Origin of the sequence: Streptomyces sp. NBRC 109706 (genome assembly GCF_000974485.1) — a bacterium.
Taxonomy (GTDB): Bacteria; Actinomycetota; Actinomycetes; order Streptomycetales; family Streptomycetaceae; genus Streptomyces.
On record NZ_BBOM01000007.1, the window covers coordinates 1 to 21,624 of the forward strand.

A 21,624-nucleotide genomic window follows, 5' to 3' on the forward strand; every position below is an offset into this window, starting at 1 on the left:
CGCCGCCTACGAGCTCTTTACGCCCAATAAATCCGGACAACGCTTGCACCCTACGTATTACCGCGGCTGCTGGCACGTAGTTAGCCGGTGCTTCTTCTGCAAGTACCGTCACCCACCCAAAAAGGCAAGGCTTCTTCCCTGCTGAAAGAGGTTTACAACCCGAAGGCCGTCATCCCTCACGCGGCGTCGCTGCATCAGGCTTGCGCCCATTGTGCAATATTCCCCACTGCTGCCTCCCGTAGGAGTCTGGGCCGTGTCTCAGTCCCAGTGTGGCCGGTCACCCTCTCAGGCCGGCTACCCGTCGTCGCCTTGGTAGGCCATCACCCCACCAACAAGCTGATAGGCCGCGGGCCCATCCTGCACCGCAAAAGCTTTCCACCAACCACCATGCGACAGTTGGTCATATCCGGTATTAGACCCAGTTTCCCGGGCTTATCCCAAAGTGCAGGGCAGATTGCCCACGTGTTACTCACCCGTTCGCCACTAATCCCCGGCCGAAACCGGTTCATCGTTCGACTTGCATGTGTTAAGCACGCCGCCAGCGTTCGTCCTGAGCCAGGATCAAACTCTCCGTGAATGTCTACAAAAGGCATCTCACGAAGGATGTTCGAACATCCTCGCAAAAATACAACAAAAATCTGGCATTGACTTTTGGCACGCTGTTGAGTTCTCAAGGAACGGACGCTTCCTTCGAACCTCTTCCAAGGCCCTCCGGGCTTTCCCTTCGGTGTGTCCACTACGTTAACCGATTTCCCGGCCAGCGCCTAATCCGGTTCCTTGGGGGCTGTTTTCGGCGTACCGAAAGAACCCCCGGGAGGGAAATTTGTTGCTGAAGGTAGTAGACCGCCCCTGAAGCATCTCCGGAGGGTCTTGCGACACGCTCCCTGGAGGACCTGCTTCAGGCGACTCGATCCACATTACGACCCGGTGGCCCCGGCGTCAAGTTTGGCCGTGCGGCGTCGTGGCTGGTGGGCCCGGTAGGGGCTGACCGTGGGGTCGTCGGCCACCCAGTAGCGCCAGGGATGGACCGCGCCCGGGCCCGATATCCCCGTGCGGGGGCCCGAGTTGATGCGACGGGCGGGCACCGGGGTGCCCACCCGCACGCCGAGGGGGGCCGCCGGGTCGTCGCCACAGATGTCCGTGCCGTCCAGGACCCGGTCCACCCCGAGGGCGGTCGCCAGCCGGGCCGGGCCCTTGGCCAGCTCGGCGTCCTTGCGCGCGGTCGCCCGCCGGGCGCGGGCCAGCTCCGTGCCGGTAAGGATCTCGCCGGCCCGGAGCAGCACCCCGCTGGCATGGCCCTCGGGGCCGCAGACCAGGTTGAGGCAGTGCCACATGCCATAGGTGAAGTAGACATAGGCGTGTCCCGGCTCGCCGTACATCGAGGCATTGCGGCGGGTGCGCCCGCGGAAGGCGTGCGAACCGGGGTCGATCTCGCCCGCGTACGCCTCGACCTCGGTGATCCGCAGGGTGATCACACCCTGTTCCGTGGTCCGGACCAGGGTGCGGCCCAGGAGGTCGGGCGCCACCTCCAGCACGGGGCGGTCGAAGAAGGCGCGGGGCAGGGGCTGGTCGGCGGGTGGGTTCGGCACGTTGCTCAATCGGGTCGGTGGAACGGTCTGGCTGACTAGGCTAACGGCGCCAGCGAACCGTTCGACGTGGAGGTTTCCAGTCCTATGTCCGAGTTGCGTCGTCGCCCTCTGCCGCATGACTTCCATCCGCCGGTCGCCTCGTTCTCCGTGACCAGTCCGGACTTCCAGGACGGCGGGGCGTTGCCGGAGGCGCAGGTGCACGCGGGGGGCAACCGCTCGCCGGAGCTGAGCTGGTCCGGCTTCCCCGAGGGGACCGCCAGCTTCGCCGTGACCTGCTACGACCCGGACGCGCCCACCGGGAGCGGGTTCTGGCACTGGGTGCTGTTCGACATCCCGGCCTCCGTGACCGAGCTGCCGGCCGGCGCCGGCGGGGCCGACGGGGCCGGTCTGCCGGCGGGCGCGGTGCGGGTGCGGAACGACTACGGGACCCGGGACTTCGGCGGTGCGGCGCCGCCGCCCGGGGACGGGCCGCACCGCTATGTGTTCACCGTCTACGCGGTGGACTCCGAGAAGCTGGGCCCGGACGAGAACGCGACGCCCGCCCAGGTCGGGTTCATGCTGCGGTTCCACGCGGTGGGCCGTGCCCAGCTGATCGCCGAGTACGAGGTGCCGGCGGCCGGCTGACCGCTCGGTCCACCGGCCCTCCGTTCCCGCGCCGACTCCCCCGGACCCCTGCCCTTGTACCCGGGGAAAGCACCCCGGGAAATTGCGTTGTTCGGTCAGGGGGGCGACGGCACAGTGGGTGTCGGCCCGCCAACGGGCGGTGCGGGAACGGGGAGGTGGTCGGGGTGCGGCGGACCCTGGTGTTGAACGCGAGTTATGAGCCGTTGTCGACGGTGTCCACGCGGCGGGCCGTGGTGCTGGTGTTGCAGCACAAGGCGGTGGTGGAGCACGCGCTGCCCGGGCTGCGGCTGCGGGGGGCCGCGGTCGATCTGCCGGTGCCCCAGGTGATCAGGTTGCGGCGTTTCGTGAAGGTGCCGTTCCGACAACAGGCGCCCTGGTCACGCCGGGGTGTGCTGGTGCGGGACCGTCACCGTTGTGCCTACTGCGGGCGGCGGGCCGCCACGATCGACCATGTGGTGCCCCGTTCGCGGGGTGGTGGCGACACGTGGCTGAATACCGTCGCCGCGTGTGCCGAGGACAACCGGCGTAAGGCGAACCGGACGCCGGCCGAGGCGGGGATGCGGCTGCTGGCCGAGCCGTTCCAGCCCACTCCGGCGGACGCCCTGGTCCTGGCCGTGGACAGTTGGACGGAAGGCGCGTCGCTGCCGCACTGGTTGACGGTGCGGGTCGGGGCTCCGCAGGTGGCGGCCTGAGAATGTGAACGAGGGTGCGGCCCGGGAGAGTTGTCTCCCGGGCCGCACCCTCGTCGACTGTCCCGACCGGCTATTCGATGCGCGGGCGTTCGCGCGGGGCCGGGGGCTTGTCCAGGGTGGAGCCGCCGTTGCCGGGCTCGCCGCCACCGCCGTTGTCGTTGTCCCCCGTGCCGGCGAAGCGGCTGAGGTTGCCGCCGAGGCCCTTCAGCGCCTCGCCGATCTCGCTGGGCACGATCCAGAGCTTGTTGGACTCGCCCTGGGCGATCTTGGGCAGCATCTGGACGTACTGGTAGGAGAGCAGCTTCTGGTCGGCGTCGCCGGCGTGGATCGCCTCGAAGACGGTGCGGATCGCCTGGGCCTCACCCTCGGAGCGCAGCGCCGCCGCCCTGGCGTCACCCTCGGCGCGCAGGATCTCCGACTGCTTGGCGCCCTCGGCCTGAAGGATCTCGGACTGTCGCACACCCTCGGCCTGGAGGATCGCGGCCCGCTTGTCGCGGTCGGCGCGCATCTGCTTCTCCATCGAGTCCTGGATGGAGGTCGGCGGCTCGATCGCCTTCAGCTCGACGCGGTTGACGCGGATGCCCCATTTGCCGGTGGCCTCGTCGAGCACCCCGCGCAGCGCCGCGTTGATCTCCTCGCGGGAGGTCAACGTCCGCTCCAGGTCCATGCCACCGATGATGTTCCGCAGGGTGGTGACGGTGAGCTGTTCGATGGCCTGGATGTAGTTGGAGACCTCGTAGGTCGCCGCCCTGGCGTCCGTCACCTGGTAGTAGATGACCGTGTCGATGTTGACCACCAGGTTGTCCTGGGTGATCACCGGCTGGGGCGGGAAGGGAACGACCTGTTCCCTGAGGTCGATGCGGTTGCGGATGCGGTCGATGAAGGGAACGACGATGTTGAGGCCGGCGTTCAGGGTGCGGGTGTAGCGGCCGAAGCGCTCGACGATGGCCGCGCTGGCCTGCTGGATCACCTGGATGGTCTGGACGAGCGCGATGACGACAAGCACCACCAGGATGATCAGCACGATGATGATGGCGTCCATCGTGTACTCCCCCTGCTGCTAGTTGAGTTGGGACGATTGTCGGGACAGCTGCGTGTCGCGGACAGCCATCACATCACGACGGCGGTGGCGCCGTCGATCTCGACGACGCTGACCTGACTGCCTGGCTCGTAGGAGTCCTCGTCGCCCAGCGACCTGGCCGACCACTCCTCGCCGGCGAGCTTGATCCTGCCGCTGGTGGCGTCCACCCGCTCCAGCACCAGGGCGGACCGGCCGCGCAGGGCGTCTATCCCGCTGCTCAGCTCGGGTGGCTGGTGGCGGGAGCGGCGGGCGATGGGGCGGACCGCGAGGATCAGCGCGGTGGACACCACGGCGAAGACGACCACCTGGATCGCCAGGCTGTCCGTGACTCCGGCGACGCCCGCGGCGGCGAGTGCTCCCACGCCGAGCATGCCCAGCTCGGGCATCGTGGTGAGCACCAGCGCGATGCCGAACCCTCCGGCGGCGATCAGCCACCACACCCAGAAGTCCACCCGGCCATGGTAATTCGCCGGTGGGGGTCGGGGATAGGTCGCTAACCGGTCAGGGCTGATCGGTCAGGACCGGCCGAGCAGGGCTGACCGATCAGGACAGCGGGAGGCCCCGGGCCGTCCAGCGGTCGCCCTGGCGTTCGACCACCAGGGGCAGGCCGAAGCAGCGGGAGAGTTGGGCCGATGTCAGCGTGGTGTCCAGCGGGCCGGCCGCCAGCACCTGGCCGCCCCGGATGAGCAGGACATGGGTGAAGCCGGGGGCGATCTCCTCGACATGGTGGGTGACCATCACCATCGAGGGGGCGTAGGGGTCGCGGGCCAGCCGGCCGAGCCGGCGCACCAGATCCTCGCGGCCGCCGAGGTCGAGGCCGGCGGCGGGCTCGTCGAGGAGCAGCAGCTCGGGGTCGGTCATCAGGGCGCGGGCGATCTGGGTGCGCTTGCGTTCGCCCTCGGAGAGGGTGCCGAAGCGGCGGTCGAGCAGGTCGTTCATGCCGAGGCGGTCGAGGAAGGCGCGGGCCCGTCGCTCGTCCATCTCGTCGTAGCTCTCCTGCCAGCCGGCGGTCATGCCGTAGGCGGCGGTGAGCACGGTCTGGAGGACGGTCTGCCGGCGGGAGAGCTTGTCGGCGAGGGCGCTGCTGGCCATGCCGATGCGGGGGCGGAGTTCGAAGACGTCGACCCCGCCGAGCTTCTCGCCGAGGATCTGGACGGTGCCCGTGGTGGGGAACAGATAGCTGGACGCGACGTTCAACAGCGTCGTCTTGCCGGCTCCGTTGGGGCCCAGGATCACCCAGCGCTCGCCCTCGGCGATCGACCAGGAGACCTTGTCCACCAGAGCCCGGCCTTCGCGGACCACGGATACGTCCACCAGCTCCAGTACATCGCTCATGCGCGCGGTCTCTCCCCTTGCAATCGCCGTTTCGGTGCCTGTGGGCACTTCCCCGGAACAAAACCTACGCCACCCGTCCTCGTCATCGAGCGCCAGGCGGGTTGTTCCGGTTTCTTCCCTAAGGTAGATGGCATGTGGGAGGAACCTCGTGTGGGGCGGCTGGCCGCCTGGGGAAACGCACTCTTGGCCGGACTGGTGTCACCCGATGACGCGGTGACGGGAGCGGTGGACGACGACGCGGCGCACCGGGTGGTGGGCGTGCCGGGCGAGTCGGGCCCGGTGGGACTGACCCTGGCGCTGGGCCGGTTGCGCGCGCTGGGTGCCGTCGGGCTGCGGATCGCGCTGCCGGCGCCGGGGCATCCGTTGGGGCTTTCGGGGCCGCCGGCGTTCAACGAGGCCGCGCTGGTGGCCGGGGAGGCGGTGGTCGTGGTGGGGCCCGCGCTCGGGTTGGTGCCCGAGGTGTCGGAGGTGGGGCCGCCGGGCGATGTGCTGACGGAGGTGGTGTGGCGGGTCTTCGAGGTGCGCCAGGGGCCGCCGGCCGATGTGCCGTCGTTGGGTGAGGCGGAGCGGGAGCTGGGGCAGGCGCTGCGGGACGCGACGGAGGCGTTGACGCTGCTGGACGTGGCGGGCTCGGGGCCGGTGGCGGAGGCCGCGCTGGCCGCCTATCGGGCGCGGATGGAGCGCGGGCGGCAGGTGTTGGCGCCGGGGTATCCGCCGCGCGCCATGCGGGTGTTGGAGCTGGCGGACCGGGTGGCGGCGCTGGTCGGGATCGCGGAGGTGAGCGAGCCGGTCGGCGCGGTCAGCGCGGCGGAGATCGCGCGCCGGGACGCGCTGCTGCGCCCGGTGGAGCGGGCGGCGCGGCGGGCCCGGGTGGCATCGTACAACGCCTACGCGGAGGACTTGGAGCGGCAGCGCGCCGAGTAGCGACGTGGAACGGCCCCCGGAACCAGGGGTTCCGGGGGCCGTTCGGTGGCTGGCCGGGTCAGTTGTTGACGGCGGCGTTGCCGAAGGTGGGGTTGAGCAGACCGACCACGTTGATGGTGTTCCCGTTGACGTTGACCGGGACGTGGACCGGAAGCTGGATCACGTTGCCGGAGACGACGCCGGGCGAGCCGATGGCGGCACCGGCGGCGCCGGAGTCGGCCGATGCGGTTCCGGCGGCGGCGCCGACGGCCGCACCGGTGGCGGCCAGGACCAGGGCGGCCTTCTTCGCGGTGTTCATGAGTTGCGTTCCTCCTGGACGAATGCTGAGCCGCGACCCCGTCCGACGGAGTCGCGCGCTGCACAACGCGCCGACCGCTGCGGCGGCACGGGCCCTTGGCCCGATACGCCCGTTCGGATCAACGCGCGCGGGCGGTGACGGTGCCGCGCGTCGGGGTCAGTTGTTGACGGCGAGGTTGCCGAACGCCGGGTTGAGCAGACCGATCACGCTGACGGTGTTGCCGCTGACGTTGACCGGAACGTGGACCGGGGCCTGCACGTTGTTGCCGGACACTACGCCGGGCGAACCGAAGGCGGCGCCGCCGGCGGCGCTGTCCGCCTGGGCGACCCCGGCGCCGGTGGCGGCGATCCCGCCGACGAGGAGAGCGACGGCGCCGGCCTTCTTGAGGTTGTTCACAGTGGGTCCTTCTGTGTTCTTGGTGATGGGCATGCCCGTGGCGGGGTTGCCAGGGCACGCCATCAAGAACGGCGGGGACCGACGGTGGATACGCCATTCGTGCGAGGGTCACCCGATGGTATGAAGAGCCGAGTTGACGGTTGTCGGACGGTCGCGGGGCGGGGCCCGAAGGGTGCTAGTCGGAGATTCCGTGCCGGACCGCCCAGAGGGCGGCCTGGGTGCGGTCGGCGAGGTCCAGCTTCATCAGGATGTTGGAGACATGGGTCTTGACCGTCTTCTCGGAGAGCACCAGGGCGCGGGCGATCTCGCGGTTGGCGCGGCCCCTGGCGATCAGCGCCAGCACCTCGCGCTCCCGGTCGGTGAGCGCCCCGGGGCGTCCGCCCCCGCTCTCCTGGGCCAACAGCGCGCCGGCGACCTCGGGTTGGAGCAGCACATGGCCGGCGTGCACGGAACGGATGGCGCCGGCGAGTGCGCTGGGGTCGATGTCCTTGTGCACATAGCCGGCGGCCCCCGCGCGCAGCGCGGGCACCACGGTGCGCCGTTCGGTGAAGCTGGTGACGATCAGCACCCGGGCCGGGTTGCCGTGTTCGCTCAGCTGACGAAGCGCCTCGACGCCGTCGGTGCCGGGCATCTTGACGTCCATCAGGATGACGTCGGGGCGCAGTTCCTGGGCACTGGCGACGCCCGCGGCGCCGTCGGCCGCCTCGCCGACCACCTCGATATCGTCCTGGACCTCAAGGAAGGTGCGCAGTCCGCGCCGCACCACCTGGTGGTCGTCCACGATCAGTACGCGAATGGCGTCAGCCACCGGGCACCTCCATCTCGATGACGGTGCCCTTGCCGGGCGCCGATCGTACGGTGAGCCGGCCGCCGACGGACGCGGCGCGGTCGCGCATGGAGACCAGGCCGAGATGGCGCCCGGCGGCGCGCATCGCGTCGGGGTCGAAGCCGACGCCGTCGTCGCTGATCCGCAGCAGGGTGGCGCCGCCCCTTCGGGTCAGGAGAACGTCCACGGCCTTCGGCGCCGCGTGGCGCAGGGCGTTGTGCAGCGCCTCCTGGGCGACCCGGAGCAGCGCGGCCTCCTGGGCGGCCGGCAGCGCCCTGATATCGCGGCAGTCGCAGCTGACGGCGGCCGGGTGGGCGCGGTCGAGCACCTGGGTCTGGGCGCGGAGGGTGGCGACCAGGCCGTCCTCCTCCAGGGCGGCCGGGCGCAGTTCGATCACGGCGGCGCGCAGTTCCTCGGCCGCCTCGGCGGCGAGGTCGGTGACCTGGCGCAGCTCTTCCCTGGCGCGTTCGGGGTCGCGGTCGAGGAGGGTGCTGGCGGCCTGGGCGGTCAGCCGGAGCGAGAACAGTTTCTGGGCGACGGCGTCGTGCAGTTCGTGGGCGAGTCTGGCCCGTTCGTCGGCGATGGTCAGCTCGCGGCCGCGTTCGTAGAGGCGGGCGTTGCCGAGGGCGATGGCGGCGTGTTCGGCGAGCAGGCTGAGCAGTTCCTCGTCCTCGCCGGTGAAGGCGCAGCCGTCGGGTTGCGGCCCGCCGGGCGGGCAGCGTTTGTTGGCGAGGAAGATCGCGCCGAGCACGGCCTCGCCGTCGGCGATGGGCATGCCGAGGAAGTCGCTCATCTCGGGGTGCGCGGCCGGCCAGCCCTCGAAGCGGGGGTCGAGGCGGACGTCGGCCAGCCGGACGGGGGTGGCCGAGGAGAGCATGGCGGCGAGGATGCCGTGCTGCCGGGGCAGGGGGCCGATGGCCCGCCACTGGCGGTCGTTGATGCCGTCCACGAAGAACTGGGCGAAGCCGCCGTTGCCGTCGGGGATGCCGAGCGCGGCATAGCGCGCGTCGAGCAGTTCCCTGGCGGAGCGCACGATCGTCTGGAGGACGTCGTGCACCGCGAGGGTGCGGTTCATGGCGAGCAGCGCCGCGCTGACCGCGGCGAGCCCCGTGCGTGGGCCCATGTCCGAAACGGTAGCGCGCCCGTCGGCGCGACCGGATCGGGCCCGGGCCCGGCCGGGGTGCGGCGCTCGGCCTAGGTCCCGGGACGGAACGGGAACGGCGGGAACGGGAACGGGAACGGGCGGTGGCCCCCCGTCGTGGGGGGGGCCACCGCCCGTCGGGTGCGGCGGGAGCCTCAGGCGCGCATGACCTCGGGCTCGTGCCGACGGAGGAACTTCATCACCAGCAGACCGCAGATGACGGCCAGCACCAGCAGGGCGCTGACGTCGAGCAGCCAGTACCCGGCCTCGTGCTTCCAGAGCGGGTCGGGATCGGGTGCGTCGGTCGGCGACGCCGTCAACGTGTTGAGGTCGACGGTGGTGCCGGTGCCGGCGAGGGCCCAACGGGACGGCATCAGCCAGGCCAGCTGTTCGACGCCGAGGGTGCCGTGCACCTGGAAGAGGGCGCCGGTGAAGACCAGTTGGACCACGGAGATCATGACCAACAGCGGCATGGTCATCTCGGAGGTGCGGACCAGCGCGGAGATGACCAGGCCGATCATCATCGAGGTGCAGCCCAGGGTCATGATCACCAGGCTCATCTCGATGGCCGGCGAGCTGGTGAAGAGCACGCCCTCCTCGGGCATCTCGCGCGGGGCGAGGCCGATGACGCAGAGGATCGAGCCCTGGAGCACGGTGACGATGCCGAGAACGAAGACCTTGGACATCAGGTAGGCGGAGCGGGAGAGGCCGACGGCCCGCTCTCGCTCGTAGATCACCCGTTCCTTGATCAGTTCCCGGACGGCGTTGGCCGCTCCGGAGAAGCACATGCCGACCACCAGCACCAGCAGCACGATGCTGGCGTCGCCGTTGCGCAGCCCGTTCTCCACGGGGCCGTAGCCGAGCCCCGAGTCGGCCGGGATGGCGAGGCTGACCAGGCCCAGGATGACGGGCAGCGCGATGGTCAGGCCGAGGAACCCCTTGTCGGCGAGGATCACGGCGGAGTAGCGGCGCATCAGGGTCAGCACCTGGGAGCCCCAGGTCTGCGCCTTCTGCTGCATGGCGCCCATGGGATGGAACGCGGCCTGCGGCTGCACGGCGTCCAGGTCGGCCGCGTACATCTGGTAGTGCTGGGAGCCGCGCCAGCGGCCCATCCAGTCGTAGTCGCGGTAGTTCTCGAAGGCCGAGAAGACGTCCGCCCAGCTGTCGTAGCCGAAGAAGTTGAGCGCCTCGTCGGGCGGGCCGAAGTAGGCGACGCCGCCGCCGGGGGCCATCACCAGGACCCGGTCGCAGAGGCCGAGTTCGGCCACGGAGTGGGTGACGACCAGCACGGTGCGGCCGTCGTCGGCGAGCCCGCGCAGCAGCTTCATCACGTCCCGGTCCATGCCGGGGTCGAGGCCCGAGGTGGGCTCGTCGAGGAAGATCAGCGAGGGCTTGGTCAGCAGTTCGAGGGCGACCGAGACCCGCTTGCGCTGGCCGCCGGAGAGGGAGGAGATCCGCTTGTCGGCGTGTGGCACGAGCTTCAGCTCGGCCAGCACCTCCTCGACCCGGTTGTCGCGCTCGGCGACCGCGACGTCGCCGGGGAACCGCAGCTGGGCGGCGAGCCGGAGCGCCTGCCGGATGGGCAGCGCGGTGTGCAGGATGTCGTCCTGCGGGACCAGTCCGATGCGGTGGCGCAGCTCGGCGAAGTGGGTGTAGAGGTTCCGGTGGTCGTAGAGCACCTCGCCGTAGGTCGCCGGACGGTAGCCGGTGAGCGCGCGCAGCAGTGTGGACTTGCCGGATCCGGACGGGCCGATCACGCCGATCAGCGACTTCTCCGGGACGCCGAAGGAGACGTCGTTGAGGATGGTCGTCTGCCCGTTGTTGACCTGCACGGTCAGATGGCGGGCGGAGAAGGAGACCTCACCGGTGTCGACGAACTCCTGCAGCTGGTTGCCCACCAGCCGGAAGGTGGAGTGGCCGATACCGACGGTGTCGTTGGGCCCGAGGCTGACCCGGCCGTTCTTGGGCAGCTGCTGACCGTTGACATAGGTGCCGTTGTGGCTGCCCAGGTCGTGGATCTCGAAGCTGCCGTCGGGATGGGCCAGGAACTCGGCGTGCAGCCGGGAGACCTGGAGGTCGGAGACCACCAGTTCGTTCTCCAGCGCACGACCGATGCGGGTGACCTGCCCCACGTTGAGCCGGTGCAGGCTGGTCGCGCCGTGGCTGCCGCCCCGCTGCTGGTCGCCGGGACCGCCGGAGGGCTGCTGTGCGGGCGGGCCGCCGGGCGGCTGGAACGGCGGCTGGTGCTGGGGCGGCGGCCCGCCCGCGGCGGCGACCGGGTCCGGACCCTGCTGGTAGGGCATCGCGGGGGCCTGCTGCGACTGGTAGGGCGCCGCGCCGCCCAGGGAGAACGCCAGGCGGGGCCCGTCGGTGGCGTTCCCCAGATGTATGACGGAGCCCGGCGCCAATGCCTGTTGCTGCACGCGCTGGCCCTGCGCGTAGGTCCCGTTGGTGCTGCCGTGGTCCTCCACCACCCAGCCCTGACCACCCCACCGCACGGTCGCGTGACGCCAGGACACGCGAGCGTCCTGAAGGACGAAGTCGCCCTGGGGATCTCTACCGAGGCTGTATGACCTGGTAGGGTCCAATGTCCAGATTTGACCGTTCAATTCGAGTACGAGTTCCGGCACTCCATGCCCCACAAAGTTGTCCCCCGAGTGACCTCCGGCCGGAAGTCTAGGGATGGTTGAACATCGTTGGGGAACTATTCCAGGCTCCGGCGCGAAACGGGAAGTCGCCCCCCGAAAGTCACCAAGCTGTCGCGAAGCGTGGGCTGCACCGTGACGTTGGACGCCGTCGCGGCGGGTTCCCGGAAGGTGTTCGCGCTGGCCGGACCGGGGGTGTCCGGCAGCCGGACCGTGCCGCCGCCGGCTCCTCGCGAGCCGCTAACGTTGGCCTCACCATGACCTCCGTACACACGGCTGACCAGGAAACCCCCACGCTGCTGGTGAAGATCTTCGGCAGGGACCGCCCGGGGTTGACAGCTGGTCTCTTCCGCACGTTGGCCACCTTCCAGGTGGATGTGATCGACATCGAGCAGGTGGTCACCAGGGGACGGATCACGCTCTGCGTCCTCATCCGCCAGCCGGCCGGGAGCGGCGAGGGCGGGCTGCGGGCCACCGTGCACGCCTGGGCCGAGGGCGCCGGGCTGGCCGCCGAGATCATCTCCGGCACGGGCGACAACCCCTCGCGCGGCACCGGGCGCAGCCATGTGACGGTGCTGGGCAATCCGTTGACGGCCTCGACGACGGCCGCGGTGGCCGCCCGGATAGCGGCCACCGGCGGCAATATCGACCGGATCTACCGGCTGGCCAAGTACCCGGTCACCGCCGTGGAGTTCGACGTGTCCGGGGTGCCGACCGAGGCGCTGCGCACCGCGTTGGCCAAGGAGGCGGCGGCCAGCGGGGTCGATATCGCCGTGGTGTCCTCCGGGCTGCAGCGCCGGGCGCCACGGCTGGTGGTGATGGACGTGGACTCCACGCTGATCCAGGACGAGGTGATCGAGCTGTTCGCCGCCCACGCGGGCTGCGAGGAGCAGGTCGCCGAGGTGACGGCCGCCGCGATGCGCGGCGAGTTGGACTTCGAGCAGTCGCTGCACCAGCGGGTGGCGTTGCTGGCGGGGCTCGACGAGTCGGTGGTCGACAAGGTCAGGGCCGAGGTCCGGCTCACCCCGGGCGCCAGGACCCTGATCCGCACGCTGAAGCGGCTCGGCTGCCAGGTGGGCGTGGTCTCCGGCGGGTTCACCCAGGTCACCGACGCGCTGCGGGAGCACCTGGGTCTTGACTTCGCGGCCGCCAACACTCTTGAGGTGGTGGACGGGAAGCTCACCGGACGGGTCACCGGTGAGGTGGTGGACCGCCCGGGGAAGGCCACGCTGCTGCGCCGGTTCGCCGCCGAGGCGGGGGTGCCGCTCTCCCGGACGGTGGCCATCGGGGACGGCGCCAACGATCTGGACATGCTGAACGCGGCGGGCCTCGGGGTGGCGTTCAACGCCAAGCCACTGGTCCGCGAGGCCGCGCACACGGCCGTCACGGTGCCGTTTCTGGACACCGTGCTCTATCTGCTGGGCATCACCAGGGAAGAGGTGGAGGCGGCCGACGCGCAGGGCTGAACGGTCGGCCCGGGCGGCCGGCTCAGTCGTGCGGCGTCCAGAAGGCGGTCAGCCGGGCCACGCCCGGCTCCACGGACTTCCACGGCCCGGTCAGCGTCAACACGGCCTGGGCGGAGGTGGGGTAGCCGCTGGCGTGCATCCGGGCGCGGGTGTCCCCTTCGGCGGTGCCGGCGAGCAGGTCGGCGAGGGCGTGGGTGGTCGGGTTGTGGCCGACCACCAGCAGATCCCCGACCGCGTCGTCCACCTCGTTGAGCACGGCGATCACCTCGCCGGGGGACGCCTCGTAGAGCCGGTCGTCATAGGCGGTCCTGGGGCGGCTGGTCAGCTCGGAGGCGAAGAGCTTCCAGGTCTCGCGGGCGCGCACGGCGGTGGAGCAGAGAGTCAGGTCGGGGGTGATCCCGGCGTCCGCCAGCCACAGTCCGGCGGTGCGGGCGTCGTGCCGGCCCCGCTCGGCGAGCGGTCGGTCGTGGTCGGCGACCTCGGGCCAGTCGGCTTTGGCGTGTCGGAGAAGAACGATCCTGCGGGCAGCTTTGACGCTCATGTGCCCCAGCTTCGCACGAAACGCACCGGTGGGCGCGGGGCGTTGGGCATCCGCGCCGCCGCGCTCGGGCGTGATCTGTCGGCGGGTCAGAGCAGGGCGGAGTGCAGGTGCTCAAGGAACCTGGTGGCCGGCTCAAGACCGGTGGCGCTCTCGCTCTGGCCGCCGGCGGTGAGCAGCGCGAGCAGGGCGACAAAGACGGCGACCGGCAGGGCGACCGCCCACCAGCGCAGGCGGATCTCCTGGTCGGCGGACTGGGCGCGAGCGGTCATGACGCGGTCTCCATCCGTGGGGGGCGCGGGTGCGGCACGAATCCGCCGGTTGCGGGGCCTGCGCGATGACCACGAATCTACGGACCCCGACGGCCGCGGCCCATCCGGTGAGCCACCCAGTCGTCCCTGAACCCAGCCCCCTAGGGGATGGTGGGGCTGGCCCCACCCCGACGGGTCAGGGCGAGGCGAGGGTGGCGATCACACCGATCACCACGGTGACGGCGAGCATGGCTCCCAGGATCAGCAGCAGGGAACGTTGGCCGTTGCGGGGGTTCGGATCAAGCACTGGCATGACACCAGTCTCGCACTCAGTGACCGTCCTCCACACAGCGGTCCCGACCGGCGAGCACCCCACAGGTGATCTGGGCCAGCAGCAGACAGGTCATCAGCAGCAGCGGCGCGTCCCAACCGCCGGTGGCCTCGTTGAGCGCGCCGACCAACAGCGGGCCCGGCACGGACAGCAGATAGCCGACGCTCTGCGCGAACGCGGAGAGCCGGATCACCCCGGGGCCGGAGCGGGAACGGAGGCCGATCATCACCAGCGCCACCGTGAAGGCGGCGTTGCCGACGCCGAGCAGCACCGCCCACAGCCAGGCGCCGCCGGCCGGCGCGAGCCAGAGGCCCAGATAACCGGCCAGCGAGCACAGGCCGATGGCGATCACCAGCGGGCCCTGGCTGCGCATCCGGGTCGCGATCGCGGGAATCAGAAAGCTCAGCGGCGCGCTCAGCCCCATGACGAGGGCCAGCAACAGCCCGGCGGTGCCGGCGGAGACCCCGGCGTCGCGGTAGATCTGGGGAAGCCAGCCCATGGTGATGTAGGCGGCGGTGGCCTGCAGGCCGAAGAACACGGCCAGCGCCCAGGCGGTCCGGGAACGCCGCATCCGGGGCGGCGGCGCGGTGGCCACCGTGGCCCTGCCGGGGAGGGGGTCCCGGCGGGCGGCGCGGCTCCTGGCCCGTCGCAGCAGCACGGCCCAGGGGATGAGCGCGAGCGCCGCCAGCACGGCCCAACCGGCAAGGCCGGCACGCCAGTTGCCGCCGACCGCGCGGGCGAGCGGGATAGTGCAGGCGGCCGCCGCCGAGGTGCCGACGGCCAGACCCATGGAGTAGAGGCCGGTGACCGGCCCGATCCGGTCCGGGAAGAAGCGTTTGACCAGCACCGGCATCAGCACGTTGCCGACCGCGATGCCGCCCAGCGCCAGCGCGCTGGTGGCCAGGAAGACGACGGTGTTGCCGGCCAGGGCGCGCAGTCCGAGGCCCACGCTGATCGTGCAGAGCCCGAGCACCACGATCCGCACCGGCCCGAAGCGGCCGGCGAGCCGGGGCGCGGCGAACCCGAAGACAGCGAAGCAGAGCGCGGGCACGGAGGTGAGCAGGCCGGCGACGGTGGCGTTCATCCCCAGGTCGGCGCGGACCTCGGCGAGGACGGGGCCGAGCCCGGAGATGGCGGGTCGGAGGTTGATGGCGGTGAGCACCAGTGCGAGAGCGATCAGCCAACGGCCGGCGGTCGCCGGGGCGACGGGATGGCCGGGCTGTGCTCGTTCGACGACCGCGGCGGCTCGGCGCAGAGTACGGTCAGTCCGCGTGGGTCCCATGAACCTCATCATAGAATCATGGGATGAATCCACGTTCACGGGCTGGGCCCGTGGACGTCGGCATCGGGGAGAGTCATGTCACTGACCGCGCCGCGTCGCGCAGCGTTGGCGGACCAGGTGATCAGCCAACTGCGCCTGCAGATCACCTCGGGCGAATGGCCCGTCGGATCACGCATTCCGACGGAGCCCGAGCTGGTGGAACAGCTCGGTGTGGCCAGGAACACGGTGCGCGAGGCGATCAGGGCGCTGGCACACAACGGGCTGCTGGACATCCGGCAGGGCTCGGGCACCTATGTGGCGGCGACCAGCGAACTGGCCGGCGTGATGCACCGGAGGTTCGCCGGGGCACAGGCCAGGGACGTCGCCGAGGTGCGCAGCACGCTGGAGGCGTCCGCCGCCCGGCTGGCGGCGCGGCGCCGAACGCCGCGCGAGCTACGGCAGTTGGAGACCCTGCTGGCCCGCAGGGAGGCGGCCTGGGCCACCGGCGACGTCGAGCGCTTCGTCGAGGCGGACGCCACCTTCCACATGGCCGTGGTGCAGACCTCGCACAACGAGGTGCTGACGGCGCTCTACGCCGATCTCGGCGCCGTGGTCAGGACGTTTTTGCGCCATGATGTGGGCGACGAACTGCGCCCCGCCGACCATGTCGACCACGGCCGCCTCCTCACCGCCATCCGCGCCGCCGACGCGGAGACGGCTGCCGCCGAAGCGGGCTCCTACGCACTCGTCTGCCACCGCTGATCGTTGCACTGGCCACCCGGTGCGCTGGCCGCGCCGGCCGGGCGGGTCCCGCCTGCCCCTGCCAGGGGCAGGGCGTGCCGCCAACCATGCGGTCCGATCCCTCCGTTGAACGGAAACGACCACCGGCCGCACCATCGCCCCCGGCGGACCGACCGGGTCGAACGTCGGCCCCGTCCGGCGGCCCGAACGAGCCAAGCGAACGCCGACCGCACGCTCCCAACGCCCCCGGCGAACCAACCGGACTGAAGTCCGAGCCGACACTGGCCCAAACCGGGCGGAACAGACGTCAGGCGACCACCGGCAAACCGACCGGACCGGAGCCCGCGCGAACGCCCCCCACGGCCCGAGCGGGCCAACCAACCCGACCGCCGGCCGCGCCCGTTGAGCCGAGGGAACCAGCCGCCCCCGGCAACACGGCCGGAAGGGGACACCGACCGCACGCTCCCAACGCCCCCGGCGAACCAACCAGACTGAAGACCAAGCCAACACCGGCCCAACCCGGGCCGGAACAGACATCAGGCGAACACAGGCCGCAGGCCGCACCCGGTGGGTCCGGTTGCCCGGCCGGGGTGGGCGTCGAACGTCAAACAGCGGCCCTGGCCTGGCCGGGGCCGGGGAAAAGCCCCAGCCCTGGCCGGGCCGGAGGGCAAGGAGAACCCCCGGCCCGGGGGTGGTGGCGGTCAGGCCGGGTGCGCGGGCACGCGGGTGGCGTCACGCTCCCATCATGTGGACGCCGCCGTCGACGTGGACGATCTCGCCCGTGGTCTTGGGGAACCAGTCCGACAGCAGGGCGGCGACGCCGCGCGCGGCCGGCTCCGGGTCGGCGAGGTCCCAGCCGATGGGGGCGCGGCTGTTCCACACGTCGGCCAGTTCCTCGAAGCCGGGGATGGACTTGGCCGCCATCGACTTGATCGGGCCGGCGGAGACCAGGTTGACCCGGACGTTCCGGTCTCCCAGGTCCCGTGCCAGATAGCGGCAGGTGGCCTCAAGGGCGGCCTTGGAGACGCCCATCCAGTCGTACTTGGGCCAGGCGACCTGGGCGTCGAAGTCCATGCCCACGACCGACCCGCCGCGCTGTTCCAGCAGCGGCAGCAGCGCGATCGTCAGCGACTTCAGGGAGTAGGCGGAGACCTCGACGGCCGTGGCGACCGACTCCCACTCGGTGTTGAGGAAGTTGCCGCCGAGCGCGTCCTGCGGGGCGAAGGCGATGGAGTGCACCACGCCGTCCAGGCCGACGCCCGCGCCGAGGTGTTCGCGGACCTGGTCGGCGAGCCCGGCGAGATGCTCCTTGTTCTGGACGTCGAGCTCGATCACCGGCGCCGGCTTGGGGAGCCGCCTGGCGATCCGCTGCACCAGGGAGAGCCGGCCGAAGCCGGTGAGCACCACCTCGGCGCCCTCCTCCTGGGCCAGCCTGGCGGTGTGGAAGGCGATCGAGGACTCGGTGAGAACGCCGGTGACCAGGATCCGCTTGCCCGCGAGAAGTCCACTCATGCTCAGTGCCCCATGCCCAATCCGCCGTCAACGGGAATGACGGCTCCAGTGATGTACGCGGCCTCGTCCGACGCCAGGAAACGCACGGTGGCGGCGATCTCCTCGGCCGCGCCGTAGCGGGCCAGCGGGATCTTGCCGATGATGGCGTCGCGCTGGCCCTCGGTGAGCTCCCTCGTCATGTCCGTGTCGATGAACCCGGGCGCGATCACGTTGCAGGTGATGTTGCGCGAGCCCAGCTCCCTGGCCAGGGAGCGGCCGAAGCCGACCAGGCCGGCCTTGGAGGCGGCGTAGTTGGCCTGCCCGGCCGAGCCCAACAGGCCGACGACGGACGAGATCAGCACGATGCGGCCGGAACGGGCCCGCAGCATTCCTCTGGCCGCGTGCTTCACCACCCGGAACGTTCCGGTGAGGTTGGTGTCCAGGACGGAGGTGAAGTCCTCCTCGGACATCCGCAGCAGCAGTTGGTCGCGGTTGACACCGGCGTTGGCGACCAGCACCTCGACCTTGCCGTGCGCGGTCTCCACCTCTTTGTAGGCCTGCTCCACCTGTTCCGGCTCGGTGATGTCGCACCTCACCGGCAGGCAGCCCAACTCCACCAGCTCCTGCGGCGGTTCGCCGGAGCGGTAGGTGATCGCGACCTTGTCACCCGCCTCGGCCAGAGCGCGCGCGATGGCCAGGCCAAGCCCGCGGTTGCCTCCGGTCACCAATACCGAGCGGCTCAAGGGACCACCTCTTTCGTGTTCGTGTGCTTCCGACAACGCTAGTCCCTCGGCTCTCTCGCGCGATAACCGAGGCATGACAGCCGGCACCCCGTCCGACTGTGGGGTCTCCACAGCCCGCGCGCCGCCCACGGACGCGTCCTGGCGCCTCGCCGGCGGTCGAAACGCCTTGGCCCGGGCGCTGTTGGCGACGATGATCACCCTGTTGCTGCGTCCGCGCACCAACACGCCGGGTAGGGCTCGGGGGTGACCCCCTCGACGCGGGCGGGCCGACGAGGCCGGCCGGACGGGCCCGGTGACGGCCCAGGACAGGAGACACCGTGACCAGAACCATCGATCCAGCGTTTCTCGCGCTACCGCTACGCCCGTTGGCCGACGCCGCCCTGGCCAGGGCGCGGGCCCTGGGCGCCGAGCACGCCGACTTCCGCCTGGAGTCGGTGCGCAGCGGCCGTTGGTCGCTGCGGGACGCCCGCCCGTCCGGCGCGGCGTCCACCACGACCATCGGGTTCGCGGTGCGCGTGGTGCACGGCGGGAGTTGGGGGTTCGCCGCCGGGGTGGACATGACCATGGACGGCGCCGCCCGGGTCGCGGCGCAGGCCGTCGCGATGGCGAAGCTGTCCGCGCGGGTCACGGCGGCGGCCGGGTCCGCCGAGCGGGTGGAGCTGGCCCCCGAGCCGTCGCACGGCGAGCAGACCTGGATCTCCTCCTACGAGATCAACCCGTTCGACGTGCCGGACGCCGAGAAGATCGAACTGCTCGCGGACTTCAGCGCGCGGCTGCTGGCCGGGGACGGCATCAGCCATGTGGACGCCCAGCTGTGGGCCGTCCAGGAGAACAAGTTCTACGCGGACACCGCCGGCACGGTCACCACCCAGCAGCGGGTGCGCCTCAACCCCGGGCTCACGGCCACCTCGGTGGACGGGTCGACGGGCCGGTTCGACACCATGTCGACGCTGGCGCCGCCGGTCGGCCGCGGCTGGGAGTACCTGACGGGCACCGGCTGGGACTGGGACGACGAACTCGCCACCATGCCCGGGCTGTTGGCGGAGAAGATGGCCGCGCCCTCGGTGACCCCGGGGCCGCTGGACCTGGTGATCGATCCGACCAATCTGTGGCTCACCATCCACGAGTCGATCGGCCACGCCACCGAGCTGGACCGCGCGCTGGGCTACGAGGCGGCCTACGCCGGCACCTCGTTCGCCACCCCCGACCAGCTGAACACGCTGCGCTACGGCTCCGAGGTGATGCGGGTCACCGGCGACCGCACGGTCGAACACGGCCTGGCGACCACGGGGTTCGACGACGAGGGGGTCGCCGCCCAGTCGTGGGACCTGGTGCGGGACGGCGTGCTGGTCGGCTACCAGACGGACCGCCGCACCGCCGCGCTCACCGGCGCCGACCGCTCCACCGGCTGCGCGTTCGCCGAATCCTCCGCGCATGTGCCGTTGCAACGTATGGCGAACGTCTCACTCCAGCCCGATCCGGCGGGGCCCGGCACCGAGGAGCTGATCTCCCGGGTGGACGAGGGCGTCTATGTGGTGGGCGACGGCTCGTGGTCCATCGATATGCAGCGCTACAACTTCCAGTTCACCGGGCAACGCTTCTTCCGTATCTCGAACGGGCGGCTGGCAGGGCAGCTGCGGGACGTCGCCTACCAGGCCACCACCACGGACTTCTGGGGTTCGATGGAGGCCGTCGGCGGCCCCGAGACCTATCTGCTGGGCGGCTCCTTCATGTGCGGCAAGGCCCAGCCCGGCCAGACCGCGGCCGTCTCGCACGGCTGCCCCTCGGCGCTGTTCCGTTCCGTCAACGTTCTCAACACCACTCAGGAGGCCGGCCGATGACCGTCAGCAGACCGCAGGAGATCGTCGAGCGCGCGCTGGCGCTGTCCGAGACGGACGGCATGGTGGTGATCGCCGACGAGCACAGCTCGACCAATCTGCGGTGGGCCGGCAACACGCTCACCACCAACGGGGTCACCCGGGGCAGTCAGCTGACGGTGATCGCCACCGTGCGCGGCGCGACCGGGGTGGCCGCCGGGGTGCTGTCGCGTTCGGCGGTCAGGGACGACGAGCTGGAGGAGCTGGTGCGGGCCGCCGAGGACGCGGCCCGCCAGTCCCCGCCGGCCGAGGACGCCCGTCCGCTGGTCGAGGGCGGCGAGCCGAGCCCGGACTTCGCGGCGCCGCCGGCCGAGACCTCGTCCGATGTCTTCCGGGAGTTCGCCCCCGCGCTGGGCGAGACCTTCGCCCGGGCCGCGAGCGAGGGCCGGGAGCTGTTCGGCTTCGCCGAACACCAGGTGGTCTCCAGCTATCTGGGCAGCTCGACGGGGCTGCGGCTGCGGTACGACCAGCCGACGGGGCATCTGGAGCTGAACGCCAAGTCCGACGGACGCCGGCGTTCCTCCTACGGCAACGCGCCGACCCGCGACTTCTCCGATGTCGACATCGCCGCCCTGGACGCCGCGCTGGCGCAGCGGCTCGCCTGGGCCGAGCGCACCGTCGACCTGCCGCCCGGCCGGTACGAGACGCTGCTGCCGCCCACCTCGGTGGCGGACCTCACGATCTACCAGCACATGACCACGGAGGCGCGCCGCAGCCACGAGGGGCGCTCCGTCTTCAGCCGTCCCGGCGGCGGCACCCGGGTCGGGGAGCGGCTGACCGAGCTGCCGTTCACCCTCTCCAGCGACCCGACGGCCGACGGACTGACGGCCACGCCGTTCGTCCTCTCCCGTTCGTCCACGGCCTCGTTCTTCGCGGGCAACTCGGTCTTCGACAACGGGCTGCCGCTGGCGCGCACCGACTGGATCGCCGACGGGGTGCTGAGGGCGCTGCCCACCACCCGGCACACCGCCGAGCTGACGGGGCTCCCGCTGGCCCCGGTGATCGACAACCTGACGCTGGACGCCGGCGGCACCCGCACGCTGCCGGAGCTGGTCGCCGACACCGAACGGGGGCTGCTGGTCACCTCGCTCTGGTACATCCGCGAGGTGGATCCGAAGAACCTGCTGCTCACCGGGCTGACCAGGGACGGTGTGCTGCTGATCGAGAAGGGCGAGGTGGTCGGGCAGGTGAACAACTTCCGCTTCAACGAGTCGCCCGTCGAGGTCCTGGCCCGGGCCACCGAGGCCGGCCGCACCGAGCGGACCACCTCGCGCGAGTGGGGCGACTACTTCCCGCGCGTGGCCACGCCGGCGCTGCGGGTGCCCGAGTTCCATATGAGCTCCGTGAGCCCGGGAGTCTGACCCTCGTAGAATC

Annotated in this window: 22 protein-coding genes and 1 rRNA gene; 7 read left to right on the plus strand and 16 right to left on the minus strand. The window is 71.1% G+C overall.

What is annotated here, in order from left to right; genetic code table 11:
• Window positions 1-577, minus strand: a 16S ribosomal RNA gene (locus AOM46_RS14175); the annotation flags it as partial.
• A 340-nt stretch (window positions 578-917) separates the two neighbouring features.
• Complete coding sequence (locus AOM46_RS14180; RefSeq protein WP_062210925.1) at window positions 918-1,589, minus strand: DNA-3-methyladenine glycosylase; 672 nt, start codon at window positions 1,587-1,589, stop codon at window positions 918-920.
• A gap of 84 nt (window positions 1,590-1,673) precedes the next feature.
• Here AOM46_RS14180 and AOM46_RS14185 point away from each other — a divergent pair, with 84 nt between their 5' ends.
• The gene (locus tag AOM46_RS14185; protein WP_062210928.1) at window positions 1,674-2,213 is read left to right on the plus strand and encodes a YbhB/YbcL family Raf kinase inhibitor-like protein; all 540 of its coding nucleotides are present in this window, start codon (window positions 1,674-1,676) and stop codon (window positions 2,211-2,213) included.
• 164 nt (window positions 2,214-2,377) lie between these two features.
• The gene (locus tag AOM46_RS14190; protein ID WP_062212545.1) at window positions 2,378-2,905 is read left to right on the plus strand and encodes an HNH endonuclease; all 528 of its coding nucleotides are present in this window, start codon (window positions 2,378-2,380) and stop codon (window positions 2,903-2,905) included.
• A gap of 70 nt (window positions 2,906-2,975) precedes the next feature.
• On the opposite strand, the gene AOM46_RS14195 is transcribed toward AOM46_RS14190, so the two are convergent.
• The 3 genes from AOM46_RS14195 to AOM46_RS14205 form a co-directional block, all read right to left on the minus strand.
• Window positions 2,976-3,947 carry an SPFH domain-containing protein gene (locus AOM46_RS14195; RefSeq protein WP_062210931.1) on the minus strand — a complete coding sequence of 324 codons (972 nt, stop codon included), beginning with the start codon at window positions 3,945-3,947 and terminating at the stop codon, window positions 2,976-2,978.
• Window positions 3,948-4,015: 68 nt separating this feature from the next.
• Complete coding sequence (locus AOM46_RS14200) at window positions 4,016-4,438, minus strand: NfeD family protein (RefSeq protein WP_062210934.1); 423 nt, start codon at window positions 4,436-4,438, stop codon at window positions 4,016-4,018.
• 91 nt (window positions 4,439-4,529) lie between these two features.
• Window positions 4,530-5,321: an ABC transporter ATP-binding protein gene (locus AOM46_RS14205; RefSeq protein WP_062210937.1), complete on the minus strand. Its 792-nt coding sequence runs from the start codon at window positions 5,319-5,321 to the stop codon at window positions 4,530-4,532.
• Between the two features lie 132 nt (window positions 5,322-5,453).
• Between AOM46_RS14205 and AOM46_RS14210 the strand changes: the two genes are divergently transcribed.
• Entirely contained in the window at window positions 5,454-6,245 is a 792-nt protein-coding gene (locus AOM46_RS14210) for a hypothetical protein (RefSeq protein WP_062210940.1), read from the plus strand.
• A gap of 58 nt (window positions 6,246-6,303) precedes the next feature.
• Here AOM46_RS14210 and AOM46_RS14215 read toward each other — a convergent pair whose 3' ends face one another.
• From AOM46_RS14215 to AOM46_RS14235, 5 genes are all read right to left on the minus strand, one after another.
• The gene (locus AOM46_RS14215; protein WP_062210943.1) at window positions 6,304-6,543 is read right to left on the minus strand and encodes a chaplin; all 240 of its coding nucleotides are present in this window, start codon (window positions 6,541-6,543) and stop codon (window positions 6,304-6,306) included.
• A gap of 156 nt (window positions 6,544-6,699) precedes the next feature.
• On the minus strand, window positions 6,700-6,939 hold the full coding sequence (locus AOM46_RS14220; RefSeq protein WP_062210946.1) for a chaplin: 240 nt from the start codon (window positions 6,937-6,939) through the stop codon (window positions 6,700-6,702).
• A 175-nt stretch (window positions 6,940-7,114) separates the two neighbouring features.
• Window positions 7,115-7,747, minus strand: a complete 633-nt coding sequence (locus AOM46_RS14225) for a response regulator transcription factor (RefSeq protein WP_062210948.1) — start codon at window positions 7,745-7,747, stop codon at window positions 7,115-7,117.
• Window positions 7,740-8,888 carry a GAF domain-containing sensor histidine kinase gene (locus AOM46_RS14230; protein WP_062210951.1) on the minus strand — a complete coding sequence of 383 codons (1,149 nt, stop codon included), beginning with the start codon at window positions 8,886-8,888 and terminating at the stop codon, window positions 7,740-7,742. The genes AOM46_RS14225 and AOM46_RS14230 overlap by 8 nt, the downstream gene beginning before the upstream one ends.
• Before the next feature lie 173 nt (window positions 8,889-9,061).
• The gene (locus tag AOM46_RS14235) at window positions 9,062-11,536 is read right to left on the minus strand and encodes an FHA domain-containing protein (RefSeq protein WP_078856819.1); all 2,475 of its coding nucleotides are present in this window, start codon (window positions 11,534-11,536) and stop codon (window positions 9,062-9,064) included.
• Between the two features lie 272 nt (window positions 11,537-11,808).
• On the opposite strand from AOM46_RS14235, the gene serB reads away from it, so the two are divergent.
• Window positions 11,809-13,017: a phosphoserine phosphatase SerB gene (serB, locus tag AOM46_RS14240; protein ID WP_062210956.1), complete on the plus strand. Its 1,209-nt coding sequence runs from the start codon at window positions 11,809-11,811 to the stop codon at window positions 13,015-13,017.
• 22 nt (window positions 13,018-13,039) lie between these two features.
• Here the strand turns inward: serB and AOM46_RS14245 are convergent, their stop codons facing one another.
• The 4 genes from AOM46_RS14245 to AOM46_RS14255 form a co-directional block, all read right to left on the minus strand.
• Window positions 13,040-13,558 (minus strand): histidine phosphatase family protein, encoded by a 519-nt coding sequence (locus tag AOM46_RS14245; protein ID WP_062210959.1) that lies wholly within the window; start codon window positions 13,556-13,558, stop codon window positions 13,040-13,042.
• 86 nt (window positions 13,559-13,644) lie between these two features.
• Complete coding sequence (locus AOM46_RS14250) at window positions 13,645-13,827, minus strand: hypothetical protein (RefSeq protein ID WP_062210962.1); 183 nt, start codon at window positions 13,825-13,827, stop codon at window positions 13,645-13,647.
• A gap of 175 nt (window positions 13,828-14,002) precedes the next feature.
• Window positions 14,003-14,119 (minus strand): SGM_5486 family transporter-associated protein, encoded by a 117-nt coding sequence (locus AOM46_RS35845; RefSeq protein ID WP_267887803.1) that lies wholly within the window; start codon window positions 14,117-14,119, stop codon window positions 14,003-14,005.
• Between the two features lie 16 nt (window positions 14,120-14,135).
• The gene (locus tag AOM46_RS14255) at window positions 14,136-15,419 is read right to left on the minus strand and encodes an MFS transporter (RefSeq protein WP_062212548.1); all 1,284 of its coding nucleotides are present in this window, start codon (window positions 15,417-15,419) and stop codon (window positions 14,136-14,138) included.
• Between the two features lie 75 nt (window positions 15,420-15,494).
• On the opposite strand from AOM46_RS14255, the gene AOM46_RS14260 reads away from it, so the two are divergent.
• Window positions 15,495-16,160, plus strand: coding sequence for a FadR/GntR family transcriptional regulator (locus AOM46_RS14260; RefSeq protein WP_062210965.1), 666 nt, complete (start codon window positions 15,495-15,497; stop codon window positions 16,158-16,160).
• Window positions 16,161-16,871: 711 nt separating this feature from the next.
• On the opposite strand, the gene fabI is transcribed toward AOM46_RS14260, so the two are convergent.
• Together fabI and fabG are read right to left on the minus strand one after the other, a co-directional pair.
• Window positions 16,872-17,651, minus strand: coding sequence for an enoyl-ACP reductase FabI (gene fabI / locus AOM46_RS14265; protein ID WP_062210968.1), 780 nt, complete (start codon window positions 17,649-17,651; stop codon window positions 16,872-16,874).
• Window positions 17,652-17,653: 2 nt separating this feature from the next.
• Window positions 17,654-18,373, minus strand: coding sequence for a 3-oxoacyl-[acyl-carrier-protein] reductase (gene fabG / locus AOM46_RS14270; RefSeq protein WP_062210972.1), 720 nt, complete (start codon window positions 18,371-18,373; stop codon window positions 17,654-17,656).
• A gap of 317 nt (window positions 18,374-18,690) precedes the next feature.
• Here fabG and AOM46_RS14275 point away from each other — a divergent pair, with 317 nt between their 5' ends.
• Both AOM46_RS14275 and AOM46_RS14280 read left to right on the plus strand, forming a co-directional pair.
• Window positions 18,691-20,214 carry a TldD/PmbA family protein gene (locus tag AOM46_RS14275; protein WP_062210975.1) on the plus strand — a complete coding sequence of 508 codons (1,524 nt, stop codon included), beginning with the start codon at window positions 18,691-18,693 and terminating at the stop codon, window positions 20,212-20,214.
• Window positions 20,211-21,611, plus strand: a complete 1,401-nt coding sequence (locus AOM46_RS14280) for a metallopeptidase TldD-related protein (protein WP_062210978.1) — start codon at window positions 20,211-20,213, stop codon at window positions 21,609-21,611. Before AOM46_RS14275 ends, AOM46_RS14280 begins: the two co-directional genes overlap by 4 nt.
• The last annotated feature ends 13 nt before the right edge of the window (window positions 21,612-21,624 follow it).